This is a genomic window from Corynebacterium sp. HMSC11E11 (assembly GCF_001807025.1).
Classification (GTDB): Bacteria; Actinomycetota; Actinomycetes; order Mycobacteriales; family Mycobacteriaceae; genus Corynebacterium; species Corynebacterium freneyi.
In genome coordinates this window covers 1-18,027 of record NZ_KV787127.1, presented here as the reverse complement: position 1 = coordinate 18,027, position 18,027 = coordinate 1, and the positions used below count along the sequence as shown (strand labels likewise).

General features: G+C 67.5%; 13 protein-coding genes. 8 read left to right on the top strand and 5 right to left on the bottom strand.

Going from position 1 to position 18,027, the window contains the following annotated elements; genetic code table 11:
- Positions 1-218 precede the first annotated feature (218 nt).
- Positions 219-1,553, top strand: a complete 1,335-nt coding sequence (locus HMPREF3121_RS03550) for a lipase family protein (RefSeq protein WP_168161362.1) — start codon at positions 219-221, stop codon at positions 1,551-1,553.
- Positions 1,554-1,747: 194 nt separating this feature from the next.
- Here the strand turns inward: HMPREF3121_RS03550 and HMPREF3121_RS03545 are convergent, their stop codons facing one another.
- Positions 1,748-2,296 (bottom strand): hypothetical protein, encoded by a 549-nt coding sequence (locus tag HMPREF3121_RS03545; protein ID WP_070519925.1) that lies wholly within the window; start codon positions 2,294-2,296, stop codon positions 1,748-1,750.
- 627 nt (positions 2,297-2,923) lie between these two features.
- Between HMPREF3121_RS03545 and HMPREF3121_RS03540 the strand changes: the two genes are divergently transcribed.
- On the top strand, positions 2,924-3,928 hold the full coding sequence (locus HMPREF3121_RS03540) for a baeRF3 domain-containing protein (RefSeq protein WP_083291238.1): 1,005 nt from the start codon (positions 2,924-2,926) through the stop codon (positions 3,926-3,928).
- Between the two features lie 26 nt (positions 3,929-3,954).
- Here the strand turns inward: HMPREF3121_RS03540 and HMPREF3121_RS03535 are convergent, their stop codons facing one another.
- Complete coding sequence (locus tag HMPREF3121_RS03535; RefSeq protein ID WP_070519921.1) at positions 3,955-5,409, bottom strand: Na+/H+ antiporter family protein; 1,455 nt, start codon at positions 5,407-5,409, stop codon at positions 3,955-3,957.
- A gap of 101 nt (positions 5,410-5,510) precedes the next feature.
- On the opposite strand from HMPREF3121_RS03535, the gene hrpA reads away from it, so the two are divergent.
- The gene (gene hrpA, locus HMPREF3121_RS03530) at positions 5,511-9,572 is read left to right on the top strand and encodes an ATP-dependent RNA helicase HrpA (RefSeq protein WP_083291247.1); all 4,062 of its coding nucleotides are present in this window, start codon (positions 5,511-5,513) and stop codon (positions 9,570-9,572) included.
- A 3-nt stretch (positions 9,573-9,575) separates the two neighbouring features.
- Here the strand turns inward: hrpA and nrdR are convergent, their stop codons facing one another.
- Positions 9,576-10,025: a transcriptional regulator NrdR gene (gene nrdR, locus HMPREF3121_RS03525; protein WP_035121996.1), complete on the bottom strand. Its 450-nt coding sequence runs from the start codon at positions 10,023-10,025 to the stop codon at positions 9,576-9,578.
- Between the two features lie 102 nt (positions 10,026-10,127).
- The gene (locus tag HMPREF3121_RS12570) at positions 10,128-10,310 is read right to left on the bottom strand and encodes a hypothetical protein (RefSeq protein ID WP_168161361.1); all 183 of its coding nucleotides are present in this window, start codon (positions 10,308-10,310) and stop codon (positions 10,128-10,130) included.
- A 655-nt stretch (positions 10,311-10,965) separates the two neighbouring features.
- Between HMPREF3121_RS12570 and lexA the strand changes: the two genes are divergently transcribed.
- On the top strand, positions 10,966-11,676 hold the full coding sequence (gene lexA / locus HMPREF3121_RS03520; RefSeq protein WP_070519917.1) for a transcriptional repressor LexA: 711 nt from the start codon (positions 10,966-10,968) through the stop codon (positions 11,674-11,676).
- Between the two features lie 78 nt (positions 11,677-11,754).
- Here the strand turns inward: lexA and ptsP are convergent, their stop codons facing one another.
- On the bottom strand, positions 11,755-13,479 hold the full coding sequence (gene ptsP, locus HMPREF3121_RS03515; RefSeq protein ID WP_070519981.1) for a phosphoenolpyruvate--protein phosphotransferase: 1,725 nt from the start codon (positions 13,477-13,479) through the stop codon (positions 11,755-11,757).
- Positions 13,480-13,823: 344 nt separating this feature from the next.
- Between ptsP and HMPREF3121_RS03510 the strand changes: the two genes are divergently transcribed.
- The 4 genes from HMPREF3121_RS03510 to HMPREF3121_RS03495 form a co-directional block, all read left to right on the top strand.
- Positions 13,824-14,603: a DeoR/GlpR family DNA-binding transcription regulator gene (locus tag HMPREF3121_RS03510; RefSeq protein WP_070519915.1), complete on the top strand. Its 780-nt coding sequence runs from the start codon at positions 13,824-13,826 to the stop codon at positions 14,601-14,603.
- Entirely contained in the window at positions 14,600-15,565 is a 966-nt protein-coding gene (locus HMPREF3121_RS03505; RefSeq protein ID WP_070519913.1) for a 1-phosphofructokinase family hexose kinase, read from the top strand. The genes HMPREF3121_RS03510 and HMPREF3121_RS03505 overlap by 4 nt, the downstream gene beginning before the upstream one ends.
- A gap of 43 nt (positions 15,566-15,608) precedes the next feature.
- A complete protein-coding gene (locus HMPREF3121_RS03500) occupies positions 15,609-17,705 on the top strand; it encodes a PTS fructose transporter subunit IIABC (RefSeq protein WP_070519911.1) in 2,097 nt (698 codons plus the stop codon).
- Between the two features lie 54 nt (positions 17,706-17,759).
- Positions 17,760-18,027 (top strand): HPr family phosphocarrier protein (locus HMPREF3121_RS03495; RefSeq protein ID WP_070519909.1); only part of this gene is annotated, 268 nt, incomplete at its 3' end.

Genomic DNA, 18,027 nt, shown 5'->3' with positions numbered 1-18,027 from the left:
GGGCTAATCATATGGACGGAACCGGCGCCGCACCCGGACGCATGGCCTTCGTCCGCCCCTTTCTCCCCACGCAGCACCCCCCGGTTGCCCGCACGTGCCCGCGGGCGATCGCAGATTTCCGCCAGGAGCTTTCCTTGTCTTCGCCGTCTTCGTCTTGCCGCCGTCGATCTTTCGGTCGTCGATTCGGCCAGTCATCCCGTTCCGTCGCCTTCGCTTCGTTGACCGCCGCCGCGATGTGCGCGTCTCTTCTCGCGGCTCCCCATGCCACGGCCCAGGACGTTCCCGCGCCGTCGCTGGGTTCCCTGGACATGTCCCCCGACTTCACGGGGGCCAACGCGTTTTACATGCCGCCGGAGCAGCTTCCCGGCGCGCCGGGCCAGTTGATCCGGTCCGAGCCGATGGATCTCAATGTCACGTTGCCGAACGTCGATGGGCCGTGGCCGGGCAAGGCGGAGCGGTTCATGTACACCTCGCTCAACAGCCGTGACGAGATCGTCGCGGTGACCGGTTTCGCCATGGATCCGATCGCGGAGTGGACGGGTGAGGGCGCGCGTCCGACGGTGGTCATCGGCTCCGGAACCATCGGCCAGGGTGACCAGTGCGCGCCGTCGCGTCTGGCGACGGGCATGCTCGGCCTGGATGTGGAGCAGCCGTCCATCGGCATCAACTACGAGCTGATGTTCGCCAACATTTTGCTTCGCGACGGCGTGCGCGTGGTGATGACCGACTACATCGGTCTGGGCACCCCGGGGGTTCACACCTACATGAACCGCGTCGATCAGGGACACGCGATGCTCGATGCCGCGCGGGTCGTGCCGGCGCTGACCGGGGAGCACTCTCCCGTCGGTTTCTGGGGTTACTCCCAGGGCGGGGGTGCCGCTGCGGCGGCGGCCGAGCTGGCGGAGTCTTACGCGCCGGAGCTCGACGTGAAGGGCACCTACGCCGGTGCTCCCCCGGCGGATCTGGAGGTCGTCGCCGGCGCGGTCGATCGCAACATCATCGTCGGCGTTCTCGGCTACACCATCAACGGTCTGCTGGAGGCCCACCCGGAGATCCGGGGTGAGATCGACGCCATCACCAACGACAAGGGACGGGAAGTCGTGGAGAAGACCCGCACCCAGTGCATCGTCGACAGCGTCGTCTCCTTCGGCGTGATGGGCACCACCCACCCCAACCCGACGGGCGAGTTGACCCAGGATGGCCGATCCATTCAGGAGCACATCCGCACCAACCCGACGCTGAAGGCGTTGGTGGATCGTCAGCTCATCGGCACGTTGAAGCCCAACGCCCCGGTGCTGGTGGTCAACAACGTCAACGACGACGCCATCCCGCATGATCAGGCCGAGGCCCTGGCGCAGCGGTGGGCGGACTTGGGTGCCGACGTCGAGTTCCGTTCGATGCCGCTGCCCTCCGTGCTGCCGCGCTTCTCGATCGGCCATCTCGGCCCGATGCCGGTGGGCTTCGTCGACGCCAAGGATTGGCTCATCGGCCAGTTCAACGGAGTCGACGTCCCCGCGTCCTCGTCGGCCGACGCTTCGTCCGGCTCGATCTAGCCGCGCCGATCATCGGCCCAAAGACACCACGACCGCGCACGGATCCGACACCGTGCGCGGTCGAGGTGTTTTCAGGCCCGTGGGCTCCCGCATCCCCCTCGGGATGAGTATCGCCGCGCAATCGTTGCGGGCATCGACCATCCCTTTTCAGACCGTCACCGGATATCCGCTAACCCCCTGCGGGACGTCGGGCACTACTCCGAAAAGAACAATGATTCCCTTCGTCCTTCGAGGTAGTTCCTCAATCGACTGCGCTTCAGGGGATCGAAATTTGCCTCGTCGATCTCACGCTGATGAATCCTTCGAAGATTCACGAAAGGGCGATCGGCCGCAGACTTTCGCCCTTCGTCAAGGACATCAAACTCAGATTCGATCCACTCAAACATCTGTTTATAGGGGTAGCGCTTCATGCTCCCCGTAATGGAATCCGACCAGATACTCCACGTTTCGTCAGTGACTTGTCCATGGGCACGCAGGTCAATCTCATCTTCACACAGCATGAGATAATCCCAGATCGCACGCCGAGTACCTTCATCCGCAACGTCGAACGGGTGGCTCTCTTGCACCATGAGCTTCAGCCGGACTTCGACGGGAAGTCGGTCGTTGATCTCCCAGTATCGTTGGACGTAGATGTCCTCGAATTCTCGTCGACGAATATAGAGTGACGACCTCAGCGCATAGAAGCCCAGGATTGCCGTGACAACAATGGCAGCCACTTCCCAGTTAAAGTCAGAGAACGACACAGGCTGAACCACCTTTCCGAGATAAAGACGTTGATGACGACTAGTTTGCGCTCATTCAACCAGACCCCCGACGACACGACCATCGGTAGTTCCACATCGGGAGGTTGTGGCCACATTACTTGTGGAGCCCCCTCGCACACCTTGATCACGCGATTAGATCCGGCGATGGAGACCCCGCCTCGCACTCGCGGCATTTCAGCGTCGAATCGTCGACCATGCCGCACATCGCCCTTTCGAAGGACACCGTCTGACCGGCTTTCAGGCCCCCTTCCGGCGACACGGCGCCGGCGAAGCCCTAGCTGACGAATGCGGTGCCGTTACCGGCGAGTTCGATGCCATTCGGACGTCTCGACAGCGACTTCACGACGTCGGGTGCCGAATCATCCGGTTTTCCGAAGCCTGCCACGGTGCCGTCGTCGGCTCATCAGCCACGCGTCACCCATCCCCCCGAGCAGTGCCGCAAGCCACGCTGGTACGAACGGATCTCGGTGACTGCAATTAAAGGTAATGGCGGGGAATTTCATTTATCGGTAGACGCGAAGCATGTTTACCACGCAAGTTATCAGTCATTCCGATGCACTTCGCCATGACGATCTCGCCGACCTCGCGGGATGGTCTGGTCCGTGCGTGACCATCCACATGTCGACGCACCGCGCGACCGACGAGACCCTGAACGATTCGAAGCGTTTCGGGCACCTCATCGACGACGCCCGCACGCAGTTGGCGGAAAACTACCCGGACGCCGACGCCGAGTCGATTCTCGTGCCCGTGGAATCGCTCGCCCGCTCCCGGCGCTTCTGGCAGTTCCAGGGCGATGGCCTTGTCGTATTCTCCTCCCCCGATGGCATGCGCCGCTTCCGCACCGACCGCTCCTTCCCGAAGGACGCGACCGTCGGCGACAGCTTCAATTTCCGCCACGTGCTGCCGCTGGTCACCGGTGAGGTGCCATTCGTCATTTTGGCCATCAGCCGCGCGAAGGTTCGCCTGTTCGAAGCCGACCGAGCACATGTCACGGAATTGCCTTTGGGCGACATCCCGGCCTCCGAGGACGACGTCGCCGGCGCGTACACCCGGGAGCCGGAACTGCAATCGCAGGGTTCGACCGGCAGGCACGCCCTGTACCACGGCCACGGCACCGGCGAGGACAATGTTCTCGAGGCGTTCCTGCGCGTTACCGGCCGCGCGGTGGAAAAGCGTTTCTCCAACGACAAGCGCCCGCTCGTGCTGGCATCGGTGCAGGAATACCTTGGTCTGCTGTCGACGCACATCAACAACGTGCGCATCCTCGGTGTTGCACCGGGCAATCCGGACGAGCTGGATGCGAAGCAGATCCACGAAAAGGCCTGGCCCCTGGGCGCCGGTGAGGTGCAGCGCCACACGAGCGTGCTTACCGACGATTACGCGGCCGCCATCGGCACCGGCCTGGCCACCGCCAACCCGGAATACATCGTCAACGCCTCCGAGGTTGGGCGCATCGGCACGCTGATGGTGACCGAGCAGGCACTCGACCAGCCCGCCTACGCCCGTGATTTGGACGACGCCATCTGCAACGTGCTGCACACCTCCGGTGAAGTCTGGGCCGTCGACGAGTTGAACGACGGCAATCCCTTCGGAGCCCTGCGCAGGTACTAGCTACGCGGGCACCGGCCGCGGATTTCCTACAGAACCATCGCCGCAATCCAGCCCGCCGCCAGCAGCGGAAGGTTGAAGTGGATGAACGTCGGGATGACCGAGTCGCGGATGTGGTCGTGCTGTCCGTCGGCGTTGAGGCCGGCCGTCGGGCCCAGCGTGGAGTCCGACGCCGGCGACCCCGCATCACCCAGCGCACCGGCGGTGCCGATGATGGCGACGGTGGCCAGCGGCGAGAAACCCAGCGCAGCGCACAGCGGCACGTAGATCGCCGAGATGATCGGCAGCGTCGAGAACGACGAACCAATGCCCATGGTGACGATGAGACCGACGATGAGCATCGCGATCGCCGCCGCGGCCTGCGAACCGGCGAACATCTCGGCGGTGGCCTCGACCAGCGGCTCGACGTCGCCGGTCTCCGTCATCACGGAGGCGAAGCCCTGGGCGGAAATCATGATGAAACCGATCAGGGCCATCATCTTCATGCCCGCGGTGAACACGTCGTCGGCCTCGCGCCAATTGACGCCACCGGTGATCATGAACACCGCCAGACCCGCCAGCGCGCCGATGAGCAGCGAGTCGGCCTCGAAATCGGTCGACTGCATCCACACCTGGATGCCGAAGGTGGCGAAAATCGCGACCACCGCGATGATCACCTTGCGACGCTCGATCGGCTCGGTTGCCGCACGCGCGATGGTGTCCACGGCGGCGTAGTCGCCGGCGGCGTCCGGATCGGCGGCACCGGCCGGGAACAGCTCGCCCCGATCGGCGTCGGCGGTGCCGCGGGCGCCCGTGTCGGCGATGGGCTCATCGGCGTAGGTGCGGGGCTTGCGGTAGCTGATGAACAGTGCGACGAGCAGGCCGGTGAACATGCCGGCGGCGGGGATGCCCATCGCCTGCAGGATGTTGATGTCGCTGGTGTCCAGGCCGGCGCTTTCGATGTTGCCCAGCAGGATGTCGTTGAGGAAGATCGAACCGAAGCCCAGCGGGATGAACATGTAGGTGGTCACCAGGCCGAACGTCAGAGCGCACGCGGCGGCCCGGCGGTCGATCTTCAGTTTGTTCATGGCCACCAGCAGCGGCGGGACGATCAACGGGATGAACGCGATGTGCACCGGAATGAGGTTCTGCGACAGCACCGCCATCAGGGTGAAACCGCCGAGCATCGACCACTTCACGACGCCGACCGCCTTGGCGTTTTCTTCCGGGTCCTTGCCGGTGACCGTGCCGACGATCTTGTTTGCCAGCAACTGCGGCAGACCCGACTGGGCGACGGCCATGGCGAAGGCGCCCAACAAGGCGTAACTCAGCGCGATGCGCGCACCACCCGACAGGCCCTCCTGGAACGCCACCAGCGTCCCGTCGAAACCGAGGCCGCCGAGCAAACCGCCGATCAGGGCGCCGATGAAGAGCGCCAGGACAACATGGACGCGCGATATCGCGAGGATGAGCATCACCAAAACGGCGATCAACACGGAGTTCATGAGAAAAACCTTAAATGACGATGGCATTCATTCCCGCATCACGGCCCCGCCCGTGCCAGTGAGATTGCTAACGCCGCCAGCGGCTACCCTTGCTGGCAACCATGTCTGAGCACAACGAGAATTCCGGCCGCGCCCCTCGCAGCGGTCAGCGACGCGGCCGCCGCTCCCCCGATTCCCGCCCCCACGTGGACAAGCGGCCCATTTACGCGCGCCTGGACGGGGTGCCCCACGCGGAAGCCCGCAGCTTCCGCCGCCGCCTCAAGCGCGCGTCGGCGCCGGCGTCGATCCACGCGATCGCCGACGACATCGAGCTGGCTCGCCTGCGCGTCGAGGAACGCCGCGAGTCGATCCCGGAGATCACCTACCCGGCGTCGCTGCCGGTGTCGGCCCGCCGCGACGACATCGCCGAGGCCATCGAAAACAACCAGGTCACCGTCATCGCCGGCGAAACCGGTTCCGGCAAGACCACGCAGATCCCGAAGATCCTGCTCGACCTCGGCCGCGGCGTGCTGGGCAAGATCGGCCACACGCAGCCCCGCCGTCTGGCGGCCCGCACCGTCGCCGAGCGCATCGCCGACGAGCTGGGCGAGAAGATCGGCGGCCACGTCGGCTACGCCATCCGTTTCGACGACAAGGTCGGCCGCGACACGTGCGTCAAACTCATGACCGACGGCATCCTGCTCGCCGAGATCCAGCGTGATCGGCTGCTGCTCGAGTACGACACGATCATCATCGACGAGGCCCACGAGCGCAGCCTCAACATCGATTTCCTGCTGGGCTACCTCAAGCGGCTGCTGCCGAAGCGCCCGGACCTGAAGGTCATCATCACCTCGGCGACGATCGACCCGGAGCGTTTCGCCGAGCATTTCGCCGACGCCGACGGCAAACCCGCGCCGATCATCGAGGTATCGGGCCGCACCTACCCCGTCGAGGTGCGCTACCGCCCGCTGGTCGTCGAGGAGACCGTCACCCGCAAAAACGGACAGACCGAAACCCGCGTCACCGACATCGACCAGATCGACGGCGTCGTCGCCGCGTGCCGCGAGCTCATGCGGGAAGGCGACGGCGACATCCTGGTGTTCTTCTCCGGCGAGCGCGAGATCCGCGAGGCCGCGGAAGCCATCGAGGGCCAGAAGTGGCGCGGCGTGGAGGTGCTGCCGCTGTTCGGTCGCCTGTCCAATGCGGAGCAGCACCGGGTCTTCGGTCCGCATGCTTCACGACGCATCGTCCTGGCCACCAACATCGCCGAAACGTCGCTGACGGTCCCGGGCATCCACTACGTGGTCGACACCGGCACAGCCCGCATTTCCCGGTACTCCACCCGCACCAAGGTCCAGCGCCTGCCCGTCGAACCGGTCAGCCAGGCCAGCGCCAACCAGCGCTCGGGCCGCTGCGGCCGCGTCGCCGACGGCATCGCCATCCGCTTGTACTCCGAAGAGGACTTCCTGTCCCGCCCGGAATTCACCGATCCGGAGATCCAGCGCACCAACCTCGCGTCGGTGATCCTCCAGATGGCCAACCTCGGCCTCGGCGACGTCGCGGCGTTCCCCTTCGTCGACGCCCCCGACCACAAGGCCATCCGCGACGGCGTGCAACTTCTCGACGAACTCGGGGCACTGGCCTCTGCCAAAGACACCGCCGGGACGTCGTCAAGCAAAAAACGCACCGGCACCCGCGACGCACACGGCGACGGCGACGGCGCCGACAACGCACTGTCCCTGACGCCGACCGGCCGCGAACTGGCGCGCATCCCCGTCGACCCCCGACTGGCCCGGATGCTGGTGGAAGCCAACGCCAACGGCGCGCTCAAACCCGTCACCGTCATCGTCGCCGCCCTCAGCCTGCAGGACGTGCGCGAACGCCCCCTGGAAAAGCAAGCCCAAGCCGACCAGGCCCACGCGCGATTCAAGGACACCACCAGCGACTTCCTGTCCTACCTCAAACTGTGGGAACACCTGCGGGAAAAGCGCGCCGAACTGTCCGGCAACCAATTCCGCAAAATGTGCCAACGCGAATTCCTGCACTACATGCGCGTGCGGGAATGGCAGGACCTGATTCGCCAGCTCAACCAAGTCGTCGCCGACCTCGGCTGGAACTGGTCCGTCGACGGCAACGACCCCTCCCCCGACGCCATCCACCAATCGCTGCTGGCCGGCCTGCTGTCCCAGATCGGCGTGCGCGAAGGCGAAGGCAAGGAATTCACCGGCACCCGCAACACCAAGTTCCTCGTGCACCCGTCGTCGTCGCTGGCGAAGAAGCCGCCGCGGTGGGTCATGGCCGCCGAAATCGTCGAAACTTCGCGCACCTTCGCCCGCGACGCCGCGCGCATCGAACCGGCGTGGGTGGAAAAGCTCGCCTCCCACCTGCTCAAACACCAGTACTCCGAACCGCACTGGTCCACCAAGCGCGGCGCGGCCATGGCCTACCAGAAGTCGACGCTCTACGGCGTGCCCGTCGTCGTCGACCGCGCCGTGCCCTACCACCGCGTCGACCCGGCCGCCGCGCGCGAAATGTTCATCCGCCACGCCCTCGTCGACGGCGAGTGGACCACCCACCACAAGTTTTTCGCCGACAACCGCGCCAAACTCGAAGACGCCGCCCGCATCGAGGACAAGGCCCGCCGCCGCGGCATCGTCGTCGACGACGACACCCTGTACGCCTTCTACGACGCGAAGATCCCGCACAACGCCACCACGGCCGCCAACTTCGACCGGTGGTGGAAGAAGACGTCCCAATCCGACCCGCACCTGCTCGACTTCGACCCGAACGCGCTGGTCAACCCGGATTCCCACGACGTCGACGCCGCCGCGTTCCCCGACCTGTGGCAGCAGGGCAGCCTCGACTTCCAACTGTCCTACCGCTTCGAACCCGGGGCCGACGACGACGGCGTCACCCTCCACGTGCCCGTGCCGCTGCTGGCCGGCCTGCGCGACGAGGGATTCGACTGGCTCGTGGCCGGACTGCGGCAGGAGCTGGTGGAATCGCTGATCCGCACCCTGCCCAAGGCCTTGCGACGCTCCGTCGTGCCCGCCCCCGACTTCGCGGCACGCGCCCTGGCGTCGATGACCCCGTACGCGCGGCCGCTGCGGGAGTCGCTGGCCGATGCGCTGCGCCAGTTGGGCGGCACGGGCATCAACGCCGACGACTTCGACGTGACCAAGTTGCCGCCGCACCTTCGGTTCAACTTCGCCACCGTCGACCGGCGCGGCGACGTCACCGACCAGGACCGGGATTTGCTGGCCTTGCAGAAGCGGCGCGCCGGCCAGGTGACCACGGCCGTGGCGAAGGCGGCCGGTTCGTCCCAGCATGCGGCGGTGAAGGAGTGGACCGCCGACAACCTCGGCGCCGTGCCGGAGACCGTGGAGAACACCGTCGACGGCCAGAAGGTCACCGCCTACCCGACGCTGGTGGCCACCAAGGACGGCGTCGCGGTGAAGGTCGTGCCGACGGAGGCGCAGGCGAAGGCGTCGCTGATGACGGCGACGCTGACGATGCTGCTGCGCGAATGCACCGTGCAGACCACCGCGATGGTCAAGGGGCTGCCCTTGCAGCAGCGGGTCGCCGTCGACGCGTGGCCGCATGGCGGGGCGGAGGGCCTCGTCGAGGACTGCCGGGTCACCGTCGTGCGCGACCGGATGATCGACGCCGGCGGTCCGGTCCGCGATCCCGCCGAGTACGCGACGCTGCGCGACACGGTGAAGCCGCAGGTGGCGGGGCAGGTTCGTCAGCTCGTCGTGGGCATCGCGAAGATGCTTCCGGTGTATCACCGGGTGGTGTCGCAGTTGGACGAGTGGGATGGCCCGGCGATCGACGACATGCGGTCGCAGCTTGCGTTCATGCTGCCCAAGGGTGCGGTCGCCCGTCACGGGTGGGCGAATCTGCGTCATCTGTCCCGGTACCTGGAGGCGATGGAGATTCGTCTGGCCGACATGGCCCTCGATCCCGACCGTGATGCGGAATTGGAGGACGAGGTCACCAAGGTCAAGGAGTATCTGGAGAAGCGCCTGGCTGCGTTGCCGGAGGGTCGCCGAAAGTCGGCTGCCGTCCGCGACATCGGGTGGATGATTCAGGAGCTGCGCGTCAGTTTGTTCGCCCAGCGTCTGGGTACGGCCCGCACGGTGTCGCCGCAGAGGGCGAAGAAGGCCATCGACAAGTTGCGGTAGGTGCTACGCGTCGCGTTCGCGCAGCGACCGGATTTCGTTTTCGAAGTCCTGGGCGGAGCTGAAGGACTTGTACACCGACGCAAACCGCAGGTAGCCGACTTCGTCGAGATCTCGCAGCGGTTCGAGGATGGCCAGGCCGATGTCGTTGGAATTGACGCGCGGCGTGCCCTTCGAGCGCAGCGTTTCCTCGACTTGTTGGGCGAGCAACTTCAACGATGCTTCCGGCACGTCACGGCCCTGGCATGCCCGCCGCACGCCGCGGATGACCTTGTCACGGCTGAAGTCCTCCACGACCCCGTCACGCTTGACGACGACGAGCTGGGAGCGTTCCAGCGTGGTGAATCGTTTACCGCACGACAAACACTCCCGCCGGCGGCGGATGGTCATGCCGTCGTCGATGAGACGCGAGTCGATGACCTTCGTTTGATCATGGTGGCAAAACTGGCAATGCACGCTTCCGAGCATACGGCGTGCACCCTCCTGTACGGCCAACCCCATTTACTCGTCCCCCACTCCGTGGTGCCCCCTCCGTGGTACCCCCTCTGTGGCGAGCCCCTACTTCGCGACCCCGCCTGCCACGGGTTCCGCAGCCGTGCTCGACGCCCCGACGTACGTCGGAGTGGGCGGAGTGTCCGGCATGGGCGCCCCCAGGCCGGAAAAGTGGAGCATGAGACCGAACACGGCGCCGATGCCCGCGACGATGGCCATGGACGTGGCGTTGCGGCGCACTCCCTGCACCGGACCCCGGACGACCGAACGGCTACCCCGAACGTGGCCGATGTTCGAAACACCGTGTCCGGGTGCGGGCACCGGTGACGTTCGCCCTGTGTTCGGACGCCGAGAAGCCCCCGGAACGCCACCCGGACGGCCGTTCGACGGGCCACGGGACGTGCGGACCCCCGTTCGATCCGAGCCACCACGACGTCGAACATCGCCGGAAGCTGCGGACCGGCGAACGGACGTGCCGACACGGGCCGACGCCGCTGCCGGACGCTGCTGAACCCACGCGGGCACCCCGTCGCAAAGCTGCTCTTCTCCCCTGGTCAGGGTGTCGATGCGGTAATCTTCGATAAAGGCGGTCATCGGTTGGCTCCTTCCATCCGGCAATCTGCGGGCATCGTAAGAAACGACGCGGATAATCCCTTTCGAACGTGCCGCACGGATGTTCGACTCCGTTCCTGCGTTCGATTTATAGCACCGCCACGGGAGCGCGTCCAGAGGTGGGGGCGAAAACTTCGAACAGTTGTGCCACAACGGGTGGTTTTGGTGTAGGGTCGTGTTCGAACGGCGGGCGGGAATGACCGGCGCGACGGACGCCGAACACGACGCCCCCGACACGACGACACCGAGCACGACGCGATCGAGCACGACCTGAACCAGTGGGAGTGGACACATGGCCGAGAAGAAGCAGTCGAACAAGACCCAGTTGACGGATCGCCAGAGGCGCATCCTCGAAGTCATCCAGGATGCGGTGTCGCTTCGCGGCTACCCGCCGAGCATCCGCGAAATCGGCGACGCGGTCGGCTTGAACTCGACGTCGTCGGTGGCCTACCAGCTCAAGGAGCTGGAGAAGAAGGGGGCGCTGCGCCGCGATCCCCACAAGCCCCGTGCCGTCGACGTCCGCGATCTGAAGCAGCAGCTGGACACGCACGCCGGGAAGCCGGGCCCGAAGCCGAAGTCGGCCGACGTCCCCAATGTCCCGGAGGGTGCGACCGCCCCCACCTACGTGCCCATCGTCGGCCAGATCGCCGCCGGCAACCCGATCCTGGCCGAGCAGAACATCGACGAGCACATGGCGCTGCCCGCCGAGCTCGTCGAGTCCGGTGATCTGTACATGCTCCGCGTCGTCGGCGAGTCCATGGTCGACGCGGGCATCCTCGACGGCGACTGGGTGGTCGTGAAGTCCCAGCAGACGGCGAACAACGGCGACTTCATCGCCGCGATGATCGACGGCGACGCCGACAGCGAGGCCACGGTGAAGGAGTGGCACGAGGATCGCTCCGGCACGTGGCTGCTCCCCCACAACGACGCCTTCGAGCCGATCCCCGTCGACGCAGGCGTCACCATCCTCGGTCGCGTCGTCAGCGTCCTGCGCCGCCTCTAGTTCTTCCTCTAGTTCCTCCGGGGCCCGAGCATGAGCTCGGGTCCCGGTTCTTTTTCGCGTGCGCGTCCCCCGTTCGCGCTACTCCAGTCCGAGCACCGCGCGCACCGCCGCACGGGCACCGTCGGCATCCGACGCATCCAGGGCGGCGCGGGCGGCGTCCGCGCACTGGGCGGCGGTGACCTCCGCCAACTGGGCGCCCACGCCCGGCAGGGCCGTCGCCGCAGCAGACAACGAGGTCACGCCGAGCCCCACGAGCACGCACGCCAGCAACGGATCCGCCGCCGCTTCGCCGCACACGCCCACCGGCGTATCGCAGTCCTTGCCGGAGCGGCACGTCATGTCGATCAGACGCAGCACCGCCGGCTGCCACGGGTCGGTGAGGTACGCCAGGTGCGGCGACAGCCGGTCGGCGGCCATGGCGTACTGGGTGAGGTCATTGGTGCCGATGGACACGAAGTCGAGCACCTTCATCAGGTCATGGCTCATCAGGGCCGCGGCGGGAATCTCGATCATCGCACCGGGGGTGAGCCCGCGTCGTCGGCACAGGTCCGCGAACCACTCGGCCTCCTCCAGCGTCGCCACCATCGGAGCCATCACCCACGTGGGCGCATCCTCGCCGCGACCGGCCTTCTCCGCGGCCAACGCGATGGCGTCGAGCTGACGCTCCATCAGCCCCGAGTTCGACCGGGAGATGCGCAGGCCCCGCACGCCCAGCGCCGGATTGTCCTCGTGATCGAGGTTGGCGAACGCCAGCGGCTTGTCGGACCCCGCGTCCAGGGTGCGCAACACGATCTTCGACTCCGGGAACGCCTTGAGCACCGAGGCGTAGATATCCGCCTGATGCTCCACGGTCGGCTCGGTGGCGGCCGACAGGAAGCACAGCTCGGTGCGGAACAAGCCGATGCCCTCGGCCGCGCCCTCCGCCGCGATGCGCGCCGCGTTGCCGTCGCCGACGTTGGCCAGCAACTGGACATGCTCCCCATCCGCGGTGCGGCCGGGGCCCGACCACGCGGCGATCTTCTCCGCCATCCGCTCGGCCTCGGCGACGGCGGCCCGCGCATCCTCCGGGTCCGGGTTGGCGGTGATGACGCCCTTCGCGCCGTCCACCAGCGTCAACGTCCCCGATTCAATCGCATTCAGCCCCGCCCCGGCGGCCACGGCGCACGGCACCCCGAGCTGACGGGCGATGATCGCCGTGTGCGAGGTCGGCCCGCCGAGACTGGTGACCATGGCGACGAACAGCTCCGGATCCAACGTCGCCGTATCGGCGGGAGACAGGTCGTCGGCAAGCAACACGGACGCCCCCGACACCGCGGGCAGGCCCGGCTCCTCGTCACCGCGCAACTCGGCGATGACGCGGTCGCGGATGTCCTCCAGGTCCGTCGTGCGCTCGGCCATGACGCCGCCTGCGGCCATGAACATCTCGACGAACTTCTCGATGGCCGACACCGTCGCCGACTCCGCCGCGACGCCCGCCTTGATCTCCTTCACCGCCGCCCGGTGCCACCCGCGGTCCAACGTCAGCTTCGACGTGGCCAACAACACCTCGGAGGCGTTGCCCTCCACCTGCGTCGCCCGCGCGGCAAGACGTTCGGACACCGCCGTCGCCGCCGCCCGGAACCGTTCAATCTCGGCGTCGACGTCCCCGCCGACGATCGCCGCGCCCTCCTGCGGCAGCTCGGGCCGGGGTCGCACCCACACCGCCGGCGCGTAACCCACCCCCGGCACGACGGCGGTGGCCTGCAGCGACACCGACCCGGGCGCGGACGAGGTGGACGAGTTGTCGGAGTCGGGCGAAGACATGGACGGGGACATGATCTCTCCTCGGGACGGCGTGGTTCGTTTCACCCGACCGGCCCCGTCCGCGGCCCACGCGGGGCCCGAATCGGCGCGGGGACCGAACGGGAATCTCTCACCCCGAATACTACGCGAAACATCCCACATTGAAACCCAAATAAGACTTGACTTTCCCACACATTCGGGCACAATCGTAAGTAGCAAAAACTGTTCACCTGGAAGGCGCCCACCACGGCAAACGCCAGGCCAACGCAGATGAAGCTCACCCAAGCCCCGTTCCGAAATCGGGCATACGCCTTCCACGGTCGGGCATCACCCGGCGGCGACGCCGGCTCGACACAGGAGACGACGTGTACGCAGAAGAACGCAGGCGCAAAATCGCTTCATTGACGGCCGTGGAAGGCAGGGTGACGGTCTCCGACCTCGCGCACCACTTCGACGTCACCGCGGAAACCATCCGCCGCGACCTCTCGCAGCTCGACGCCGAGGGCGCCGTGCACCGCGTCCACGGCGGCGCCGTCGCCGCGAAGTCGTTCCAGACCATCGAGGTCAGCGTGGACGCCCGCAAGAAGGCCCAGAAGGACGCCAAGCGCTCCATCGCCCGCGCGGCCATCGACTTCCTGCCCTCCTCCGGCGGCGGCATCTTCCTCGACGCCGGCACCACCACCGAGGCGCTCGCCGAACTCATGGCGGCCTTCCCCGAGGAGCGCCACTGGTCGGTGGTCACCAATTCCCTGCCCAGCGCCCTGACACTGGCGGGTGCGCCGTACATCGAGCTGCAGTTGCTCGGCGGCCAGGTCCGCGCGATCACCCAGGCCGTCGTCGGCGACACCGCGCTGCGGACGCTGGCGCTCATGCGCGCCGACGTCGCGTTCATCGGCTCCAACGCCCTGACCATCGACCACGGGCTATCCACGGCCGACCCGCAGGAAGCCGCGGTCAAGCGCGCCATGATCACCAACGCCCGCAAGGTGGTGGTGATGTGCGACTCGACGAAGCTCGGCCGGGACTTCCTGGTCAGCTTCGCCGCTCTCGACGACATCGACGTCGTCATCACCGACCCGTCGGCCCCGCAGGGCTTCATCGACGACCTGCGCGATCACGATGTCACGGTGATGATCGCACAATGATCCTCACCCTCACCGCCAATCCCTCCATCGACCGCACCACCACCGTCAAGGGCCGGCTCGAACGCGGCGGGGTCTACCGCCTGTCCATGCAGTCGGACGTGCCCGGCGGCAAGGGCATCAACGTCTCGGCCGCCGTGCGCAACGCCGGACACGACACGCTGGCGCTGTACCCGGCCGCGAAGTCCGGGCTCTTTTCCCGGCTGATGGCGCAGACCGACATCCCCCACGAGGTCATCGATCTTCCCGACGAAGCCCGCGTGAACCTCACCATCGTCGAAGACGACGGCACCACCACGAAGCTCAACACCCCGGGCGCGCACCTGGCCGACGCCGATGCGCTGCGGATGCTCGACCGTCTGGCTCACCATGCGCCGCAGGCGTCCTGGGTGGTGCTCGCCGGTTCGCTGCCGCCGGGTGCCCCGGTTGATTTCTGGGCCACGTGCGTGCGCCGCGTCCGAGAGGCCAACCCGGACGCCGGAATCGCCGTCGACACCTCCGATGCGCCGCTGATCGCCCTGGGCGAGGCCTTCCCGGCCGCCGCGCCCGAGGTCATGAAGCCCAACGGCCTGGAGCTGGGCCAGCTCGCCGGGATCGACGGCGCCGAGTTGGAGCGCCGCGCCGCCGCCGGCGATCTGGCCCCGGTCGTCGCCGCCGGACGGAAGCTCAACGCCGCCGGAGTCGGCGAAGTGCTGGTCACCTTGGGTGCGGCCGGCGCGGTTCTCGTGCTTGACGACGGCCCGGCCCTCGCCGCGACCCCTCCCCCGATCGTTCCGCTGTCGACGGTCGGCGCCGGGGACAGCTCCCTGGCCGGTTACCTGCTCGCCCGCGAAGACGGGCTCGACGCGGCCGGTGCCCTGGCCCAGGCGGTCGCCTACGGTTCGGCCGCCACCGCCTTGCCCGGCACCACCATCCCCCGCCCCGATCAAACGAACCCCGGCGCCGTCGTCGTCCGGGAAGTCTAGGCACCCGCCGCCCCCCTTCCCACGCTTCGAAAAGGAGTTCCCAATGTCACCCCAGGTCATCCTTCCGGAGCTCGTCGACCTCGACGTCGCCCCGGGCGATGCCCCGGAAGCCGTCATCCGGCATCTGGCGGCGCTGGTCACCACCGCCGGCCGCGCCGCCGACGCCGATGAACTGGCCGCCGACGCCCTGGAGCGCGAAGCCAAGTCCGGCACCGGCGTCCCCGGCGGCGTGGCCATCCCCCACTGCCGTTCCGAGTCCGTCGCCGAGCCGACGCTGGCCTTCGCCCGCCTGTCGAAGCCGGTCGATTTCCAGGGCCCCGACGGCCCCGCCGATCTGGTCTTCCTCATCGCCGCTCCCGCAGGCGGCGGCAAGGCCCACCTGAAAATCCTGTCCAAGCTGGCCCGCGGGCTGGTCAAGAAGGATTTCCGCGCCGCCCTGCGCGGTGCGGCCACGCCGGAGGAGATCGTCGACGTCGTCGACGCCCGCATCGCCGGCACCGCCCAGAAGACCGCATCCGAGCCGACCGCCGCGGCGAAGAAGCCGGAACCGGCTCCGACCGAGCCGACGAAGTCGGTGACCCGCATCGTCGCCATCACCGCGTGCCCCACCGGCATCGCCCACACCTACATGGCCGCCGACTCGCTGACGCAGGCCGCCGACGACCGCGACGACGTCGAGGTCACCGTCGAAACCCAGGGCTCCTCGGCGGTGAAGCCGCTGCCGGCCGAGACCATCGCCGCCGCCGACGCCGTCATCTTCGCCACCGACGTCGGCGTCAAGGACCGCGCCCGATTCGCAGGCAAGCCCGTCATCGAATCCGGCGTCAAACGGGCCATCAACGAACCGACCGCGATGATCGACGAGGCCATCGCCGCCGCCGGCAACCCCGACGCCAAGCGGGTGTCCGGCACGGCCGGCGCCGACGACGCCGACTCGTCGTCAAGCCCGGGTGGTTCCTCCCTGAGCTGGGGCAAGCGCATCCAGCAAGCCGTCATGACCGGCGTCAGCTACATGATCCCCTTCGTCGCCGCCGGCGGCCTGCTGCTCGCCCTCGGCTTCCTGTTCGGCGGCTACGAAGTCGCCGACGTCGCCGACCGCGTCTCGCAGGCCTACACCCCCTGGAACCTGCCGGGCAACGAAATCACCATGGACGACGGCACCGCCACCGTCGTCGACCGCTCCGGCCTCATGCTCTACCTCGGCGCCATCCTCTTCGCCACGGGCAACTTCGGCATGAGCGCCATCGTCGCCATCCTGTCGGCCTTCATCGCCTTCGGCCTGGCCGGACGCCCCGGCATCGCGCCGGGCTTCATCGGCGGCGCCATCTCCGTGGCCATCGGCGCCGGATTCCTCGGCGGCCTGGTCACTGGCATCCTCGCCGGCCTCATCGCACTGTGGCTGACCTCCCTGAGCGTGCCCCGCTGGCTCGCGTCGCTCATGCCCGTGGTCGTCGTGCCACTCGTCGCCTCCATGGGCGTCGGCCTGATCATGTTCCTCTTCCTCGGCCGACCGCTGACCTCCCTGATGAACGCCCTGACCGACTGGCTCGGCGGCATGTCCGGCAACTCCGCGATCCTGCTGGGCATCATCGTCGGCCTGATGATGTGCTCCGACATGGGCGGGCCGATCAACAAGGCCGCCTACCTGTTCGCCACCGCCGGCCTGTCCACCGGCGACGAAGCCTCCCTGCAGGTCATGGCCGCCGTCATGGGCGCCGGCATGGTGCCGCCGCTGGCCATGGCGCTGTCCTCCGCGCTGCGCCCGTCGCTGTACACGCAGGCCGAACGCGAAAACGGCAAGGCCGGCTGGCTGCTCGGCGCATCGTTCATCTCCGAAGGCGCCATCCCCTTCGCCGCAGCCGACCCGCTGCGCGTCATCCCCTCGATGATGGCCGGCGGCGCGGTCACCGGCGCACTGTCCATGGCCTTCGGCGCCGCGTCCCGCGCACCGCACGGCGGCGTGTTCGTCTTCTTCGCCATCGACAACGTCCTCGGCTGGTTCGTCGCAATCATCATCGGCGCCATCGTCGGCGCGATTGCGGTCACCGCGGCCAAGCAGCTGTGGCCCCGCAAGACCGCCGTCGACTCGGCGAGCGCCGATCCCGCGGACGCCCCCGCCGCGGCCGCCGCATCCGCGTAAAATCGTTCACCAACGGCTTCCACGTAATCCGCTCGACAGAAAGGACCATTCCCAATGGCCTCCAAGACCGTCACCGTCGGCTCCACCGTCGGCCTGCACGCCCGCCCCGCCACCCTCATCGCCGATGCAGCGGCGGAGTACGACGAGGAGATCCTCATCGAGCTCGTCGACGGCGACGACGATGACGAGCCCGCCGACGCCGCCAGCTCCCTGATGATCATGGCCCTCGGCGCCGAGCACGGCGACCAGGTCACCGTCACCTCCGACGACGCCGACGCCGTGGAGAAGATCGCCGCCCTCATCGAGCGCAACCTCGACGACG

Bases quoted from the DNA above. Each gene is read 5' to 3' on its own strand.
- HMPREF3121_RS03500 (WP_070519911.1), top strand. From the start codon at position 15,609: ATGTCACCCCAGGTCATCCTTCCGGAGCTCGTCGACCTCGACGTCGCC.
- HMPREF3121_RS03505 (WP_070519913.1), top strand. From the start codon at position 14,600: ATGATCCTCACCCTCACCGCCAATCCCTCCATCGACCGCACCACCACC.
- lexA (WP_070519917.1), top strand. From the start codon at position 10,966: ATGGCCGAGAAGAAGCAGTCGAACAAGACCCAGTTGACGGATCGCCAG.
- HMPREF3121_RS03535 (WP_070519921.1), bottom strand. From the start codon at position 5,409: ATGAACTCCGTGTTGATCGCCGTTTTGGTGATGCTCATCCTCGCGATA.
- ptsP (WP_070519981.1), bottom strand. From the start codon at position 13,479: ATGTCTTCGCCCGACTCCGACAACTCGTCCACCTCGTCCGCGCCCGGG.
- hrpA (WP_083291247.1), top strand. From the start codon at position 5,511: ATGTCTGAGCACAACGAGAATTCCGGCCGCGCCCCTCGCAGCGGTCAG.